Consider the following 15,992-nt stretch of genomic DNA (forward strand, 5'->3'; position numbering starts at 1 on the left):
AAAGTCCGGTTTCTGCGCCTCACTGTCATTCGAGCAGCATGCAGCATCCTGTGGGTTTGGGCTCACTGCAGCCGTTCTCTGCGGTGAGACAGAACAGGTCCTTTGAGCCCTTCCCGGTCTTTGCTGCACCAACTGGATGCTATGGGTGCGCTAGGAAGGTCAAAGCTCTAAGCGGACCTTCAGCGGTTTTGACAAAAAACAGAGGTCTGGCTTCTACAAGTATCACGCCTCCATCTACTTGTTGTGCAGCAACTCACGCAGTTCGGGATAGTGTTGGTTGATTTGCCTTTCTAACTGTTTGGACCCTTGCTTGGGTGTCCAGGATTGTCCCATCAAGTTTTCAAACGCGCGTAAAACTAACCGTTCCAATGCAATCTCCGGTGAAGTCTTTAGGTCGTATTTTTGACGGTTGGTCTGAAAGCGTCCACGGATTTTCGTTTCATCGTCAGAGTCACCGTGAACTATTGCGTTTCGGAGTTGGTAGAGCTCCACCATAAGATCGGCAGTGGCTCTAGTTTTGTCTGTAGACACCGCGACCATCGTCGCTAGAGCATACCGTTTTACGTAACCCTTGATGACGAACAAGCACTCAAGCGCATTGAAAAGAAGGCTTATCCTCAAGTATCTGGGGGGCTAACAAAGCGCGCGACAGCATTTCCGCGGCAAACAGATTGCATTTGTAAGTTTCAAACACGCCAGCAATGTGTTTAGGCAGTCGATGTTTGCTAGGAAGACCAAATTTTGAGATTGTGGGAGCCTCGGATCCAAACAGAGCCGTTTCTTCTTGATAAGTAACAGAATGCGCCGGTGTAATGTAGGTAACCTCTCCAGTTAAGATTCTGTATTTCTGCACAAAACCTACATACTTTATGTCACCTGGCCGCCCGCATCGGTACGTGCGTAGCGCTGCCATCAGAGCTACCATGGCAGGCCGTTCATTGAATTGTGGGTCAGTCGTGACAAAGGCACTGTAGGGGTAGTCGCCTAGTTTTAGATACGGTTGAAGCCGTCTCAGGTCGATATTCAAGTCATTCGAAGAGACCAGCGCCCCTAGTTGACCAAGTTCTATTCCCTCCTTCATCTCTAGCCCTTGGATCAAGAGTAGGCGCTCATTGTTAGCGGGCACCAAGCCGTGATTGTGCCCGTTCAGAACAACTTCGACAAAAACGTCATGATTGACGGCATCTTCCGTTAAACTAGGGAGGTGTGATCGTTGCTGGACTACCCGTTGTATGGAGAACAATTGGTATTCGTTGGCCAAGGTGCTGAATTGGCGGGCCAAACTGTATAGTTGCATAGCAGGCTTGCCAGCACTTATCAGCCAACCGTTAAAGTCTTGCCATTCCTGCCAACTCTCTACCGCAAGCCCGATATTGTGATCGAGCTGCATAGCCATACAAAAATCAACTCGTGCCAAGTCACCGTCAATTACAACACACTGTTCGAAACCCAATTTTGCCAAATAGAAGAAAAAACGACGGTACAGAGCCTCATATAGCGCTATTCCAACACGAACATCCGGCATTCGAGTACCTCAAAATCTAAAGTTCTTTGTCCAGGAATATGTTGGAAGATCAAGGCATGGTGAATTGTAGAGTGCAACCTTAAATTGAAGCAGCAAAGTTTCCCAATTCAGATAAGGAATCTACCCTTGCCCGGCGACGGAACAAGGTCACTTCCGACGCAAAGCTGCCGTTCGTAGTGGTCGGTGCTGCTAATGTGGCGAAGGGCAGCTCCGTGGCGTTCCTGTTAGGTAACCGGTGGCACGGTGATTGGGGGCCATCGGTCTGGATGCAAAATCTTAACGGGATTGGGCGGCAGCTTTGTTGGGATTCATGCGGCAATTCACCGGGAATATGCAATCAGTCTTGTCGCATATCGCAATTCTCGAGCAATAAGCATCAAATGGATGCTTATCCTTCACAAGATTTCATCTGTTCTTTCGCCTTGTCCCAAGAAACCCCCAACCTTCTGCTCAATTCGTTAATTGAAGGACAGTCTTGAAGCGCCTTTCGAACTTCAGAGCTATCGAGTTGAATTGAAGGTCTTCCTGAGCGAATTGGAACTTTTCGATGCTTCAGGCCGTCAGAAAGTGTCGTTGTCTTCAGCCCATGGCGCTTTGCTATCTGCGCTAAAGGTAGGCGAGATTCATAGTCCTTGATGACGCGTTCCCATGGATCCAAACCCAGCTGTTCAAGCAGCTTCCAAAGAGACTTGCGAGAGCAATAGTACATTGCACGTAAATCCTTGAGCATTTCTACGGCATGAAAGTCTGAAATGAGATGCTTCGACGAGAATTGGAAAGGTAACTCCATAGCCTCTTTCAGCCAGACCATCATAAAGAGATCACCGTCTTTGCCCAGACTAATATCGGAGCGTTTTACCGCTGCCGGGTCAACTCTTCGGAAAGTTCTGTAGTTGTTTTGAACCTCCCAAATGTCGCGGGCAAGCTGACACGCGACTTTCTCTTTAGCTCGCATTTTCCATGCCCCTTCTTCCAAGAAGGTGTTTTTTGCAACTTGGGGCAGCGTTTAAAAGATTTGACTGCCGCGCGCACGATAACTCTATTTGGGATAGTCGCAAAATAGACTCCATTCGTGAGGTCAAATCATGAGACACAATGATATCCCTATCGACCGAGCAAGGCATGCGCGGATCAAGTTTGAACTAGAAATCAGGGGGTTGAAGCTCACGGATCTAGCGCAACGGATCGGTGTCGGAGCCAGCGCCGTCAGCTCTGTGTCGCTTGGGAAAAGCCGTTCGGAGAAAATCGAGAAGTACCTGGCTGCTGTGTTAAATCAGCGGGTTGAGGAGCTGTTCCCTGAGCGCTACGCCCAATCAGAAGTGGTCGAGGAGCAAAGCACGGGAAGACCGTAAATCCCGGGTTCTGGAAAGGTTGTGGCGTTGCGATGAGACCCATTGGTGAGCCGGAAAGGACCGAAGTCCTGTGTTGCAGATCGCCTGGTTTTTACGCAGGCAGAGGGACCTGTCGCAATCGTCCGGATTGCGGACATTTCCGAAGTGCACAAACTGCCACGCGCACTTGCCTGGGTCCGCGATACGATACGAGTATTGTTGTTGACGGTGTCTTCCGCATGTTTTGCGACTTCTTACCTTCTATCGCCGGGCCTGGGGACTTTACCTCGCAAAGATCGATACTGCCTACGCAACGCTTGCTTGTCTGGCTTCAGGCAAAGGCTAGGCAACGGCCTATTGAGCGCGGGCATTCCAGTCTACGAAAACTGTTGAATTCGCCCATCGAGCAGGCTCTGGCGGATGCCATTGGTGTGCCTGTCTCCGAGCTGTTCGAACCACTGCCAAGAGAGGAGAGCAACAAATGAGCCCGTAGGAAAAGCAAAGCCCCCGAGAGTTGCAGCTCTCAAAGGGCCAAGTGCAAGAGATTAGCACCCCTTTGCACACCCTTCATGAATGATTTTTGGCGACCCGTCAACCGCGCTGATCACTTCAGCGGGCGGGTCACCTTTTGCCTTAATCGATGAAAAGGAGCCGAACGGCGCGGGCAACAACCGCAGCCACGGCTAGAGATATGTCTAAAGATGATGACGACGACGATTTCTATCGTCCCCCTGCACCCACCACGGCCGGGCTTATGTTTCCTGCGCGCTCGAAGTTCACTGTGCGCGGGTTTACCCTGGCTAGGACACCCGCCGAAATGTACTGGCGGCAGTTTATTTCAGCCAGTCAGCTTGAACGGGCAACCTGCCTACTCGCTCTCGCAGATCCAAATCTTTGGAACCTGCACGATCAGCCGCGTCCCGTCAGCTATATTGATGCCTCGGGGCGTCAGCGCACGCATCGCTTTGATTGGCTGGCGGAGTACCGGGATGGATCACGTGTGGCGATGGCCGTCAAACCCGCCGAACGGGTCGAAAAGCTGAGCTTCCGAAGCACGCTCGCCGCGATCCGACGTGATCTGCCGAAGGGATTTGCCGACAAAGTTTGCCTCATCACAGAGCGCAACCACCATCCAAAAGAAGTGCAAAACGCAGAGCTTCTGAATTTCTTTAGACGCTGCCCGGACGAAGAGGCCGATCTTCTCGTTGCTGAGACCATCGCAGGTCTCAAAGACGAGCTTTCTATCGATGATCTCATCAAACCTCTGGGCCTGGGTGCGCGCGGCTTCCGCGCCGCCTTCAGAGCTATTTACGCGGGGCATCTGCAAGCCAACACGCGTGAACGCATTTCCACCAACACAACCGTCGCTCCAAGAAAGGAAAAGCCATGAAAGATATCCAGTTTCAGCTCAACCTTAGCCTCGAAGATGCTGTGATCGGGAAAGGTGAACTCAGCTTTGTGCATAAGGTCACAGAGGACACGGTTACACTGCTTGCAAAACAGGCGGGCTCTGTTCCTCTGACGTTTACCCATGAGGAACTCGCCAAACTGCTCGAAGATGGGCATTTCTCGATCGAGTATGGCTATTTCTCGGATCGTCAGGCCGCGCGTCGCGCGCGGGCAGGGCGGGCGTTGCTCTCGCGCTTGTCTCTCAAAACCCAGCTCTTGGCGTTCCAAGGCGAAGCCTGGTGCGAGGCCATGCGCGAAGGGGAAGAAGAAGGGTGGTTTAACCGATCTTCAAAACGGTGGTTTGAATTTCTTCCGAAGCTGCATGAGCGCGTGAAGCAGAAACTTCAGGATGGGGTGCTCAAAGCCATGAACGGCGAGCCGGTTCCACCGGACCTCCTTTCGCATGTTCCCGGTCGCAGCACCATCATGCAAAAGTACCGGGTTTGGGAAGAGACCCGGGACCCGATGATTTTTGTCAAAAGATCGATTTTCAACGGTCAGAACGGCAAGAGGGTACATCCCCATGTCGAAGCGATCATTCAGATCGAACTTGCAAACTATCTTCACCCCAACGAGATTTACCCTTCGCAAGTTTTGGATGCTGTAAATAGTGAGGTCCGACGAAAGAACATCGCCCTTGGGATCGCCGGTGAGGAACTTCTTCCGGAAGTTTCACTGAGCACGATCGAGCGCCGTATCAATGAACTGGACCGGTTTGAGGTGTTGGCTGCACGCAAGGGTGTCGCATATGCCAAGAACAAGCTGGGTGCCCATGTTGGAGGCATCAAGCTTCAGGCTCCACTGTTTCGTATTGAAATGGACGAATGGGAAATCGACCTCATGTCGATCCTGAAGAGCGCAGGGATCGACATCACGCATACCAGCCTGCGTGATCTTGAACTTGGGCGCTACTGGGTGTGCGTCGCAATGGACACCGCCAGCCGTTCAATTTTGGGTCTCAAGCTTTCGACCGCGCCAAGTGCAGAAGATGCGAAAGCAGTTATCTGGATGGCAATGCGCGACAAGACTGCGCTTGCATCCGGGCTGGGCTGTGAAACACCCTGGTCGCAACACGGGCATGTCTATCATGTTGTCGTCGACAATGGCCCGGCCTTTGTGAACGCGGATTTCAAAGCTGTACTGTCCGATCTGGCGATTGACTATTCTGTTTTGCCTGCTGGGGTTCCTCGATTGAGAGGGGTCATCGAGCGCTTATTTCGTACGATAGCGACTTTGTTGATGCCCTATTTGACCGGGCGGACATTTTCCAATCCGCAGCAAAGGGGCGACTATCCGTCGGAAAAATATGCGGTGCATACCGCAGAGAGCATCTTGGAACTTCTGGTGCGGTTCACGGTTGATGTTTACCATAATCGCAAGCATCGGAGCTTAGAATACGCAACGCCCAACAACATGTGGGACAAGCTCGTCTCTGAGTTTGGTTGGTCTCCACCAATGAGCGCGCACAAACTGCGTCACATCCTGGGACTGAAATTCCAGCGGAAAACTGGCCCTCATGGCATTTTGATGAACGGCGTGAATTATCATTCCAAACGTCTTGCCAAGCACTTTCTGAAATACGGTCCGCAATCGGTCGAGGTCAGTATCGATCCTGAAGATATGGGTCATATCTCAGTTTGGCTGGAGCGTGGAAACGACAGCGGGTGGTCAACGTTGCGGGCAACGATCGACGGGCTTGACGGAATATCTTTTGCAACGTGGGAGCGATCAGTCTTTGAGCTGCGCAAAAACAATCGCGCAGCCGCCAGCCTGACGCAGGGTGTATTAGACCGCGCTATTCAGCGAATGAAGGAGATCGACGCTGAGCAATGTGCGGCGCGACAGCTTGGGCCGATCAAAACTACCAGAGATCAGATCAAACGCGCGCAAAAAGAGACGTTCTGGGGTCTGTCTTTGGGGTCCGACCCGGACGTTGTTGCCGACAAAAACGCTCCGAGCCCGGATCAGGACATCGGATTCCTCTCCGATGAAATACCGTACCTTCCCGGCCCACTACCCGAAGAAGAACCAATACTGCCAGAGGAGAGCGAAAGCGAGTGGCTCTTCAGTGACGAGTTGGACGACGACGACGGTGATCGGAGAGGATCCGACGAAACCGAGGAGAAGGGCGATGAATAAGCACAGCAAGAAGTTTTGGACTGACAAGGACATCCGCAAAATGGTGCAGAGTCTGAGGAGACTCTACATCCCGCGGCCAGAGTTTGACAAACTTGATGCGCGCTTTGGTGCTCTTCTTGAACAGCGCCGTGCAGACGATGCGGACGGTATGCTGTTCACAGCCAGAAGCATCATGCTGGTGGGGCCGTCGGGGAGCGGGAAAACCACTGCCGTGCGGCATCTCAAGCATAAGTACAGGCACGCAATGGCGACGGACACGGAGCAGGAAATCTGCGAGTTCATTGGTCTTCAGGTGCCAAGCCCCGCCACGATGAAATTTGTTGGTGCGGCTACGCTGCGGGCGCTTGGTTATCCGTATTCTGGTAACAAACAAGGCCCGGCAATCTGGGATCAGGTCAAAGAGCAACTCCGGCTGCGTCGAACGCTCTTTCTTGGCTTCGACGAGGCGCAGGATTTGGCTCGTTTCCAAACTGACAAGGAACGGCAGTCAGTGGTCAACACCCTAAAATCTCTGATGGAAAACTCCGTCTGGCCGGTCGGGTTGCTGCTGTCCGGGATGCCTGACCTCAAGAAAATCGTAAATCAGGACGCGCAACTGGCACGTCGAGTTGATCCGATTGAAATCGGTCGGCTGCACGCAGTGCGTGATGTCGAACATGTCATAAAGATCGTTCAAAGATACGCCGATCGTGCGCGGATTGAAGTTACAGCGTCGGTGAAGAACGAAGCTTTTGCCATGAGGCTGATGCATGCGGCGGACTATCAGTTTGGACTGATGGCCGAGATCGTGGTCTTGGCGGTGTCGCATGCACTGTTCACCCAGGGGTTCGAAGCCAAGCTAAGCATTCGGCATTTTGCAGAGGTCTACGGCGAGCGTAACGGAGCTGAGGAATGGATGAATGTCTTCATCGCCGAGGACTACGGGCGCATCAATCCAAGAAAGCTTCTGGACGACGGGGAAGACCCTGACGACGGAGAAAATGCATGAGGTCTCCCCTTAACCCCATTCTCCCCCTTATCGAGGGGGAGACACCCTCAGGTTACGTCAGTCGAGTGGCTCGGCTCTATCGAACCACACCGCGCGATCTCTGTTCGGATCTTGGAATGCGATGGCCATTTCTCTGCTCCGGGCATGAGGATCAATTGGAGCGTCTTGCATGGCTGACAGGACAGGATTGTTCGGCGTTGAAGTTGTGTTCAGCGACTAAGCTCGCAGCTGGCCGATATCGCGTGGGGCTTACGCATTCCTCAACGGGTGTGTTTCGCCGAACGGCTTCCCGGTTTTGTCCTCTCTGCGTGTCGGAAGCACGGACCCAGTCAGGCGAACATGGCATATACGAGCTACTGGAATGGAAAGTTCTCAGCCTGCACCGCTGCGACAAGCACGGCGTAGGGCTGCGAACACTGCCGGCTGCGGGTCACTCTCACGAAGCCTATGATTTTGCGACACAGGCGATCAAGCATTGGGAGGTGATCGAGAAGGCCGTTGCCGATGCCATCATTCTACCGCCGATCAGGTTCGAAGATTATGTCCGCGAACGCATCCGATCTGGCCCACAAGGAGACTGGCTCAATGGTTTCGACCTAACAAGTCTGCATGGAGCTTGCGTTTCCCTAGGAGCAGCGTTGGAAGGGTTCGGTGCCAGAGCCGCAATGAGCCTTGATCGGTCAGTCACGCCTCGACTGGCTGAACTCGGACATTCCTACATGTCAGACGGGCCAGACGGACTGTCACGAGCGCTTCACCTGCTGCACGGAAACAGCCGGAGTGAGCGCCCGTATTTTAGCTCCGATCTGGGCCCGTTCTATGAATGGCTTCATGACGGCCAGGACGACCCAATCTTGCACGAAATACGGACAAAAACGCGCGAGCACATCTTTGAGACCTATCCGGTACCTTTGGACAAAGATGTTTTAGGGCAAAAGCCACAGCGTGAAATCTGGCTCACGATGGAAGAGGCCCGCAAGCGTTCGGGTTTCGGTGCAGTCTTTTTGAAAAAGCTGTTGGGGTACATCGAGGGGATCAGCGCTGATGACGCCATGAAACGCACGGATGTTCGAGTGACCGAGCTTGCCTGGGCGCAGGCGTTTTGGTCGGAGCTTATGAACCTGTCTCAGGCTGCGAAAGAGTTGTCCATTCGGTCTGAGCAAGTAAAAGTGCTCATGCGTTTGGGGGTTCTGACGCAGGTTCAAGTAACGTCGGCCTTGCGCTATGCGCGGCGTCAGGAGATCCAATTTCTACTGCGGCGCATTGGGGGACTGCCTGATGTCACCAACGACGTCGGCTACCTACCTCTTCGGACGTTCTGTCGTTCAAGGGGAATTTCTCTGGCTCGGGTTGTTGCGGCGTGTTTGTCGGGTGAACTGGAAGGGCAACTGCGCCAGGGCACAGGCGCGGGGGTGCATGCAATTGAGGTTTCTGAGCGGGCTTTCGCTCAAAAGGATGCCATCTGCCTTGAACGCGATTTGACGCTCGCAGAGACGGCAAAGTTCCTCAAGATCAGTATCATCTCAATCCGCAAGCTGCGTAATGCGGGCTATTTGGCTGTAATCAACAAGCTCAACCCGGATACAATCCACATCAGGACCTACGTATGTCGTGACAGTATTCGCGGGTTTCAGGCGCGGTATGCCACGTTGGGCCAGATCGCAGTTCAACGCAACGTTGCCCCGATCCACTTAGCACGGCAACTCGATCGCGAAGAGATTTCGCCCATTTCTTGTGATGGCAGTCTGGTGCGCGTCTATGACAAGGAGGCCGTATTGCCGGATGGAATTTGGCTTTCCAAATCTGCCATTGATCGGCAGGCGCAGGGAGAAGGCAAATGAGCAAGCTTGCGCTTTCTCTGCGTCCTGCTGCGCAGGAAATTCCCACATCCTATCTATCGCGATTGGCCGCGCGAAACGGCTGCTCGGATATGGCGTCCTTTTGTAGCGATGTTGGGTTGGACCTGCTTGCATTATCGAACGGGGATCGGGGTGCTCTAAAGGAGCTGTGTCATCTTGCGGGTCTGCGGGAAGACGCATTTGCAAAAACTCCCGTAATCAAGACGGCCAGAAATAGGTATCGGATCGGGCACGAGACGCTAGAACCTCTGACCTTCAATTGTGTTCAGGTTCGGGTCTGTCCAAAATGTCTGTTGGAGCAGCACCAACTGTCGCCAGAAATCTGGGAAAAGACACATCAGCTTCACTGGCAGATCCCACAAATTGGGTGCTGTCATCTGCACAACGAAAGGCTGCTTACCATATCGTGCAGATCTCTGCGTTTGAGGCGCTTTGATACCAGCTTGGCAATCAAAAATGCCTGGAACGAAATTCAATCTGCAGATCATCCCATGATCGCCGATAGCCTTGATCGCTATCTTGCCGAGCGGTTGATCAGAAGACGCGGTCAGCCTCTTTGCGACCAAATGAGTATTCCGCTGCTTTGCAGGATTGCCGAAGCTCTTGGCATCATTCTGACCTATGGCAGGTCGCAACGTAGGGGCGACCTGGACCGCCATGCAAAACGGCGGGCTCTTTTGAACGGATTTGAGCTCCTGATGGCTGGGGACAACGCCTTGTTTGACGCCTTGACGGAATTCTCGAAAAGAACCGCGCGAAAGTCCGGTCGCTATAGTTGGCCGCATTTTGGCGCGCTACGCAACTATCTGTATCGAGACTTGGACTACAGTGAAGGTTTGGACAAGTTTCGGGAGTTGATGCACCGATACGTCGTGGATCGCTATCCCATTGTGCCGGGTACAGTCGTCTTTGGAATTGAAGTTGAAAGGCGCCGGGTTCACACTCTCACATCTGCCAGAAAACACCTGAAAGTTCGTCGCGATCTATTCGAGGAGATCCTGATCGACAGCCGTCTCGGTCACCGCGATGCAAACGGGACGTTTGTGCTTGATGGCATTCTGACCGTCGAAATTGTCGAAGGATTGAGAGAGGTAACCTCAAGGTTTCTGTCCAGGAAAGAGGTCGCGGGGTTTCTGGGTATTTCAGAAAACGTGGTCAAGGAACTGCAAAAACGCAGAGTCCTGCGACCCCGAACCGGGCAGGATCACTGGGAGCGCAAAGGCTATGATGCCGAATATCTGCAATGCATGCTGGATCGGATTTTTGACGGGACGCGTGTGTTTCGAACCGCTCCGAGAGGTTCCTACACAATATCGAATGTGACACGTCGTACTCAATGCCGAGTTGCTGATATCGTGGAGCTGATATTGTCAGGCAATCTCAAGGTGAAGGGGCGCATTGGCCAAGAGCTTGCACTGAGAAACTTGCTGGTTTCAAAAGCGGGTGTTTCCAAAGCCTTGTCGAAGCAGCCTCGAAATGGATTCACCAAAGAAGAACTGGTTCAAAGATGGTCTATGGGCCGGCCGAACCTCAATCGATTGATCGCAAGTGGCGTCCTCCGACAGAAGCGAATGAAACACAGTCAAAGCCGAGTGACCGGAATGCTTGTACCTGCCGAGGATGTTGAGGCCTATGAGCGGGACAGATGCAAGAAGGGCGCCGGGGTTTCTGATTTATCGGTCGAGACATGCGGAGGAAACGGTTGGCATAATCAGCGACGTTAAGTTTAGATATGCATGACTCATCAGCATTCGTTCGGCCGAAAATTAAAAATGCTGAAATGGAGGTCACAAGCTAATGGCTGATAATGAAAAAAGCCTTTTTGAGCGACTCAAATCACTATGGGAGGCCATGGAAAAGCTGGGTGAGGTAGATCCCGAATTTGATGCGAAGGCCTTTTTCGATGAGATGTGGGCAGAAGAGTATGAAGACTCCATCGCTTCTTGGGAGGCTGGAAACACACAGGAAATCAATGATGCGGAGCTTGCTGAGGACTTTGATAGGCAGTTCATGATGATTGCGGCAGCTTACGCCACGGGAGAGGCGGCTAAGATCGACCGGGTCATAAATCACATTGCAATAATTCGGCGTATGAAGAAGCTGGGAATTTTTGATTTAAGGGGCTCGAATAAGGACCATTCTGATGAGTGACGGGGTGCCTTGAAGCGAACCTTCGGTAATACTTAAAGATCAATAGGCGTTGCCAACCAGATGGGCAGCTTAATACTGATCAGCCCGAAAGGTCCGGTTCATGAGCAGTGCGCGGAAATGTCGACGTCTAGCTCACAAGCACTTTTAGGCATTAAGCCGCCGTTCACTTTTGAAATAGCCGGACCCGCTTTCGGCCATCCTCTGGACATTACAAAGCTCGGTTTCCGCGTATTGCACTCTTTTGCAACTATGGCAGCACCGCTGACCTTGCCTCTTTTGTTCTCAAACGACAGTTTTGTCCCGCATACCGGACGCTCCGCACGGCTGAACCACCGTGTGCTTGATAGAGATCGTCAAATGTTCGCTACTAGCCCATAGCAACAAATGCTCAAAAAAGAGAATGTCGGCTTTGAAGCGCACGCTAGTTTTCGTATGCACAGAACAACCTGACCTACTTTTCGGAACATTTGATGTGTAATACACTCGCTCTCTTAGGCCTGATAATTCTTTTAATGTTTGGAGGTGTTGCATCTGCTGAAGAAGTATATGTCACCGCGAACGGCGAAAGGGTGAACGCCCTCGACGTTTTTAAAGACTGTGATGTTTGCCCAGAGATGATCGTTCTACCGCTGGGTAAGTTTCAAATGGGCTCAACTGTCCGTGAGGCGAATGCTGCGCAGTTAAGCGGATATTTAACCATAAATACCTTTTTAACCACGAAACTCGACCCATCTGACTACGAATTGAAGCTCAGACAGTCCTTTACCAACCTTGGCATCGATCCAGATCGGCCCGAAGAGGGTCTAAGGCAATACTATGCAAGTGGAAACGTCGTCCAACAGGATGACCCTCAGTATTCTGTCAATCCGTTTCTGCACGAAGTACCCCGCCATCAGGTTACTATTGATCTGCCTATTGCTATGGGACGCAACGAAGTTACGCGCGAAGAATGGGCTGCTTGCGTTGAAGACGGTGGCTGCGAGATGGGACAAAAGGACCTTCCGCGCTATAAATACTCTTCGTGTGAGAGCGCCGTGGATTGTACTCCAAACCCAGATACACGCGTTAGGTATCGCCTTCCCAAGGGACCACATGCAACCCATCCACGCAGCCCAATGACTGGCATGACTTATTATGAGATGCTTGATTACACGTCGTGGCTAAACAAAAAGGTAGGGGCAAATGTTTACAGGGTTCCGACCGAAGCGGAATGGGAATACGCAGCACGGGCTGGCACAACAACTAGGTATGCGCAAGGCGACACTCTGACATTAGAACAGGCCAACTTTCTAAACTACCGCTTCGAAGATGTGGATGGTGAACGTGTTTGGAAAGTTGATTTTGGAAGTGCCAGAGAACTTTTACCAGTAGACAATCTCGATGCGGCAAATGATTGGGGCCTACGACATATGTCCGGTAACGCCGGTGAAGTCACAAGTTCCTGCGGAGAGGGACCGCATCGCGGCTTAGAAACGTCCAGTCAGTACTTGGCAGTAGATACAGACCGTCCCGACTGTAAGCGTTCGATAAAGGGAGGTGCGTATGCCGGACATGTTGAGTTAGCAAGACCCGCCCGACGCGTTGCCAGTTCGAGTGATCGCTGGTCGCCTTGGAGTGGGTTTCGTGTCGTCCGCGATTTAACCCCGGAGAAATAAAACTGCCTTTGGTGACGCCCGATACAGTGTCCGCTTTGTCCGATCATCCACCATTCGTGACCTGGCACCGAACGTCTGGAATGTGCGGCTCGCGACGCGACGCACATGCAAAGAATAGAAGCCTAGTCGACGGCAGGCATGGGCTCATCTTTCCATTTAAACGAGCTGTAGAGAACGGCTAGATCCAGCTCGTTGCGCCCTCAGATTCAGAATGGTTCAGTAGGCGCTAGCTCTGATTATGAACGGTTCCAGGTTTGGACGAAAAGCCCAGTCTGGTATGGCAAAGGAGCAGCCTTCAATAGGGATGTCGTTGCATACATTAACTGAGGCGGACGACACGTCAGACGGTCGGCCAAAGTTCCAAGACAGACTGACCCAGAGTTGCGCCGCAAGGTGGAACAGGCCGCTATTAACCACGCGATTGCCTATTACGAGTCCGACGAGGGCGGTTCTCATAGAGTGGAATCAGTCGAGAAGGACGGCGTCGGCTGGGACCTTGAAGCGTTCTCTGAAGACAGCGCCCATCTCAAAGTTGAGGTCAAAGGACTCTCTGGAAAAGACCCCATCGTCGAGCTAACGCCAAACGAATACGCGAAAATGCAATCACCTGAACATCGGGCAGACTACATCATTTACGTGCTTACGGAGGCGCTTTCGCCCAAACCGGTGGCCTACATTTTTCGCTATGATGCAATTTTAACGAAGGGGAAAGACTTGGTCTGGATGACCGACGACGGGCAGCGACTACGGATTTTGCCCATCATCGCGGCCCGGCTGTCCATTGCTTGACGCAGACACACTGCATCAGTTGACAAAGTCGGCCCTTGGACGAAGCCGCTCGCGCGGCAATGGCGTCTGAATGGGCCGTATCTTCCTCCGTTCACCCAGAGAAGACCGATTGAGACTTCAGACCAGTTCCGGTGAGATTCCCGCCAGACACATATACTTCTCCTAGAATAGATAGAGACGCTGTAGGCTCAATTGTTAAGGATCGCAAACACTGAGGCGTTGCGCGTGAAGCGTCAAATCTCTTACGCAATTCAGTCGATTCCTGTAACATCCCCAATATTTTTATTGCCTGTGAATTTTAGGAGGGACCTATGGGAGAATGCGACCTTATCATGAAAGGCGGGGTAACTTCGGGGGTGGTCTATCCATTTGCCATCACAGAGATAGCCGGATCTTATCGGCTGCGTAACATCGGGGGAACGTCGGCGGGTGCTATTGCGGCAACCATTGCAGGTGCGGCCGAGTATCGACGGCAGACCGGTGGCGGCAATGAGGGGTTCGGGGACATCGAGGAAATTGCCTCGGAACTTGGCAAGGACCTAGGCTCGCTGTTTCAGCCAACGCCCGAGTTGAAACAGCCCTTCGAAATCCTTAAAAAACTGGTGACAAAAGACCCGAACGCACCCGAGGGCGAAGATGGTAAACCCAAAGCCAAGACCGGTGTCTTGAAAGCGGTTTTGACCACTTACCGCGGGCGGGTGTTCACGGCTGTGTTGCTGGCTGGCGCGCCCGCAATCTTGTCGGCGATGTTTGGGGTATGGGGGTTCTTTCTGTTCTTCCTGTTGCTGATCCCGGTTTTAGCGGTCGTTCTGATCGGGCTGGCGCTGAAAAAGGCCGCAACGGTGCATCTGCCGGCCGCGGATTTCGGGCTCTGTTCCGGTAAGACACAACCAGATTCGCAAAAGCCGGCCTTCACCAACTGGATCGCAGATCACATCGATCGCGTGGCCGGTTGCGATGTGACTGATACGACTCCGCCCTTGACGATCGGTGATCTGGAACACGTTGGCATCAATGTGGCGACCATGACGACGGATCTGTCGACGCAACGGCCCTATAAGCTGCCTTTGACAGAAAAGCGGTTCTTTGTGCGACGGTCCGAGATGGAGCGGCTTTTTCCAAAGCGGGTGGTGGAATATCTCTGCCAAACCGCCAATCCGCCACAGCACAAGGACGATCCGGACGATCTTTTTCGTCTGCCGGTGGGGCCTGAATTCCCGCTGGTGCTGATGGCGCGGATGAGCCTGAGTTTTCCGGGGCTGATCAGCGCGGTGCCTCTGTGGCGTGTGGATTACGAGAAGCCAAAGGACGAAAACGGCAAGAACCCGATGACGCGGCTTTTGTTTTCCGACGGCGGCATTTGTTCAAACTTCCCGGTGCATTTCTTTGACGCGCCCCTGCCGCAGCGCCCAACCTTCGGCATCAAGCTGGGCCCCTATGAAGAGGCCATCCACACCGGCGAGCGGGTGGACTTGCCTGAAAAGCCGCGCGACGTTCCCAGGCTCCGGACGTCGAAGGTTGACGGGATCGGTTCTTTCCTTTTCGCCATTCTGAACACGGCAAAAGACTGGAACGACACGTTGCAATCGCAGTTGCCGGGCTATGCCGAACGGATCGTCGAAATCCGATTAAGGACGTCAGAGGGCGGCATGAACTTTACTATGGACCCAGGCGTTGTCTCCGATATTCAAGAATACGGCGCTCACGCAGGCAAAAAGCTTGTGACAGCGTTCAAGGACGAGGAACAAAAAGGCTTCAACCGCCATCGCTATGTTAGGGCGCTGTCCTATGCTGTTGCGATGGAAGAAGCGTTGGCAGGTCTGACCACTGCTTATACGGATAACGCGGCGAACCCTACCTACCCGGAAGTTATGGCAGAGTTGGATGTAGGTGCGTTTGGTCGAATTTCGAAGGCCGAGCGAAAAGAAATCGTCGAACCGTTTCTGGCCAAGCTTTCGACCCTCGGGCTGGAGGTTAAAAACGACGAAGCCAGCGCGAAAACCAAAACAGTGAAACAAGCGGGCGGTCCTGCACAGGACGCTAGCCTTAGGCTGGCGGCAGAAGCTGATCGGCGACCGGAGGTGGTGGATAGCAACGATTAAGGCA

The 15,992-nt window shown here is 52.8% G+C and carries 12 protein-coding genes; 10 read left to right on the plus strand and 2 right to left on the minus strand.

Annotated features, from left to right (window positions below):
• Positions 1-589: 589 nt before the first annotated feature.
• Together GOX63_RS17050 and GOX63_RS17055 are read right to left on the minus strand one after the other, a co-directional pair.
• Complete coding sequence (locus tag GOX63_RS17050) at positions 590-1,525, minus strand: hypothetical protein (protein ID WP_170546520.1); 936 nt, start codon at positions 1,523-1,525, stop codon at positions 590-592.
• A gap of 388 nt (positions 1,526-1,913) precedes the next feature.
• Complete coding sequence (locus GOX63_RS17055; protein WP_170327998.1) at positions 1,914-2,480, minus strand: hypothetical protein; 567 nt, start codon at positions 2,478-2,480, stop codon at positions 1,914-1,916.
• A 130-nt stretch (positions 2,481-2,610) separates the two neighbouring features.
• On the opposite strand from GOX63_RS17055, the gene GOX63_RS17060 reads away from it, so the two are divergent.
• From GOX63_RS17060 to GOX63_RS17105, 10 genes are all read left to right on the plus strand, one after another.
• Positions 2,611-2,877, plus strand: coding sequence for a helix-turn-helix domain-containing protein (locus GOX63_RS17060; protein WP_170327997.1), 267 nt, complete (start codon positions 2,611-2,613; stop codon positions 2,875-2,877).
• A 670-nt stretch (positions 2,878-3,547) separates the two neighbouring features.
• Entirely contained in the window at positions 3,548-4,246 is a 699-nt protein-coding gene (locus tag GOX63_RS17065) for a hypothetical protein (protein WP_170327996.1), read from the plus strand.
• The gene (locus GOX63_RS17070) at positions 4,243-6,444 is read left to right on the plus strand and encodes a DDE-type integrase/transposase/recombinase (RefSeq protein ID WP_170327995.1); all 2,202 of its coding nucleotides are present in this window, start codon (positions 4,243-4,245) and stop codon (positions 6,442-6,444) included. The genes GOX63_RS17065 and GOX63_RS17070 overlap by 4 nt, the downstream gene beginning before the upstream one ends.
• On the plus strand, positions 6,437-7,432 hold the full coding sequence (locus tag GOX63_RS17075; RefSeq protein ID WP_170327994.1) for a TniB family NTP-binding protein: 996 nt from the start codon (positions 6,437-6,439) through the stop codon (positions 7,430-7,432). The genes GOX63_RS17070 and GOX63_RS17075 overlap by 8 nt, the downstream gene beginning before the upstream one ends.
• Positions 7,429-9,273 (plus strand): TniQ family protein, encoded by a 1,845-nt coding sequence (locus tag GOX63_RS17080; RefSeq protein ID WP_170327993.1) that lies wholly within the window; start codon positions 7,429-7,431, stop codon positions 9,271-9,273. Before GOX63_RS17075 ends, GOX63_RS17080 begins: the two co-directional genes overlap by 4 nt.
• Positions 9,270-11,015 (plus strand): TniQ family protein, encoded by a 1,746-nt coding sequence (locus tag GOX63_RS17085; RefSeq protein ID WP_170327992.1) that lies wholly within the window; start codon positions 9,270-9,272, stop codon positions 11,013-11,015. The genes GOX63_RS17080 and GOX63_RS17085 overlap by 4 nt, the downstream gene beginning before the upstream one ends.
• 73 nt (positions 11,016-11,088) lie before the next feature.
• Positions 11,089-11,442, plus strand: coding sequence for a hypothetical protein (locus GOX63_RS17090; protein ID WP_170327991.1), 354 nt, complete (start codon positions 11,089-11,091; stop codon positions 11,440-11,442).
• A 470-nt stretch (positions 11,443-11,912) separates the two neighbouring features.
• Positions 11,913-13,097 carry a formylglycine-generating enzyme family protein gene (locus tag GOX63_RS17095; RefSeq protein ID WP_170327990.1) on the plus strand — a complete coding sequence of 395 codons (1,185 nt, stop codon included), beginning with the start codon at positions 11,913-11,915 and terminating at the stop codon, positions 13,095-13,097.
• A gap of 393 nt (positions 13,098-13,490) precedes the next feature.
• Positions 13,491-13,886: a DUF3883 domain-containing protein gene (locus GOX63_RS17100; protein ID WP_170327989.1), complete on the plus strand. Its 396-nt coding sequence runs from the start codon at positions 13,491-13,493 to the stop codon at positions 13,884-13,886.
• A 311-nt stretch (positions 13,887-14,197) separates the two neighbouring features.
• Positions 14,198-15,988, plus strand: a complete 1,791-nt coding sequence (locus GOX63_RS17105) for a patatin-like phospholipase family protein (protein ID WP_170327988.1) — start codon at positions 14,198-14,200, stop codon at positions 15,986-15,988.
• Positions 15,989-15,992: the final 4 nt, after the last annotated feature.

Source organism: Ruegeria arenilitoris (genome assembly GCF_013031355.1).
In the GTDB taxonomy this organism is placed as follows: Bacteria; Pseudomonadota; Alphaproteobacteria; order Rhodobacterales; family Rhodobacteraceae; genus Ruegeria; species Ruegeria arenilitoris_C.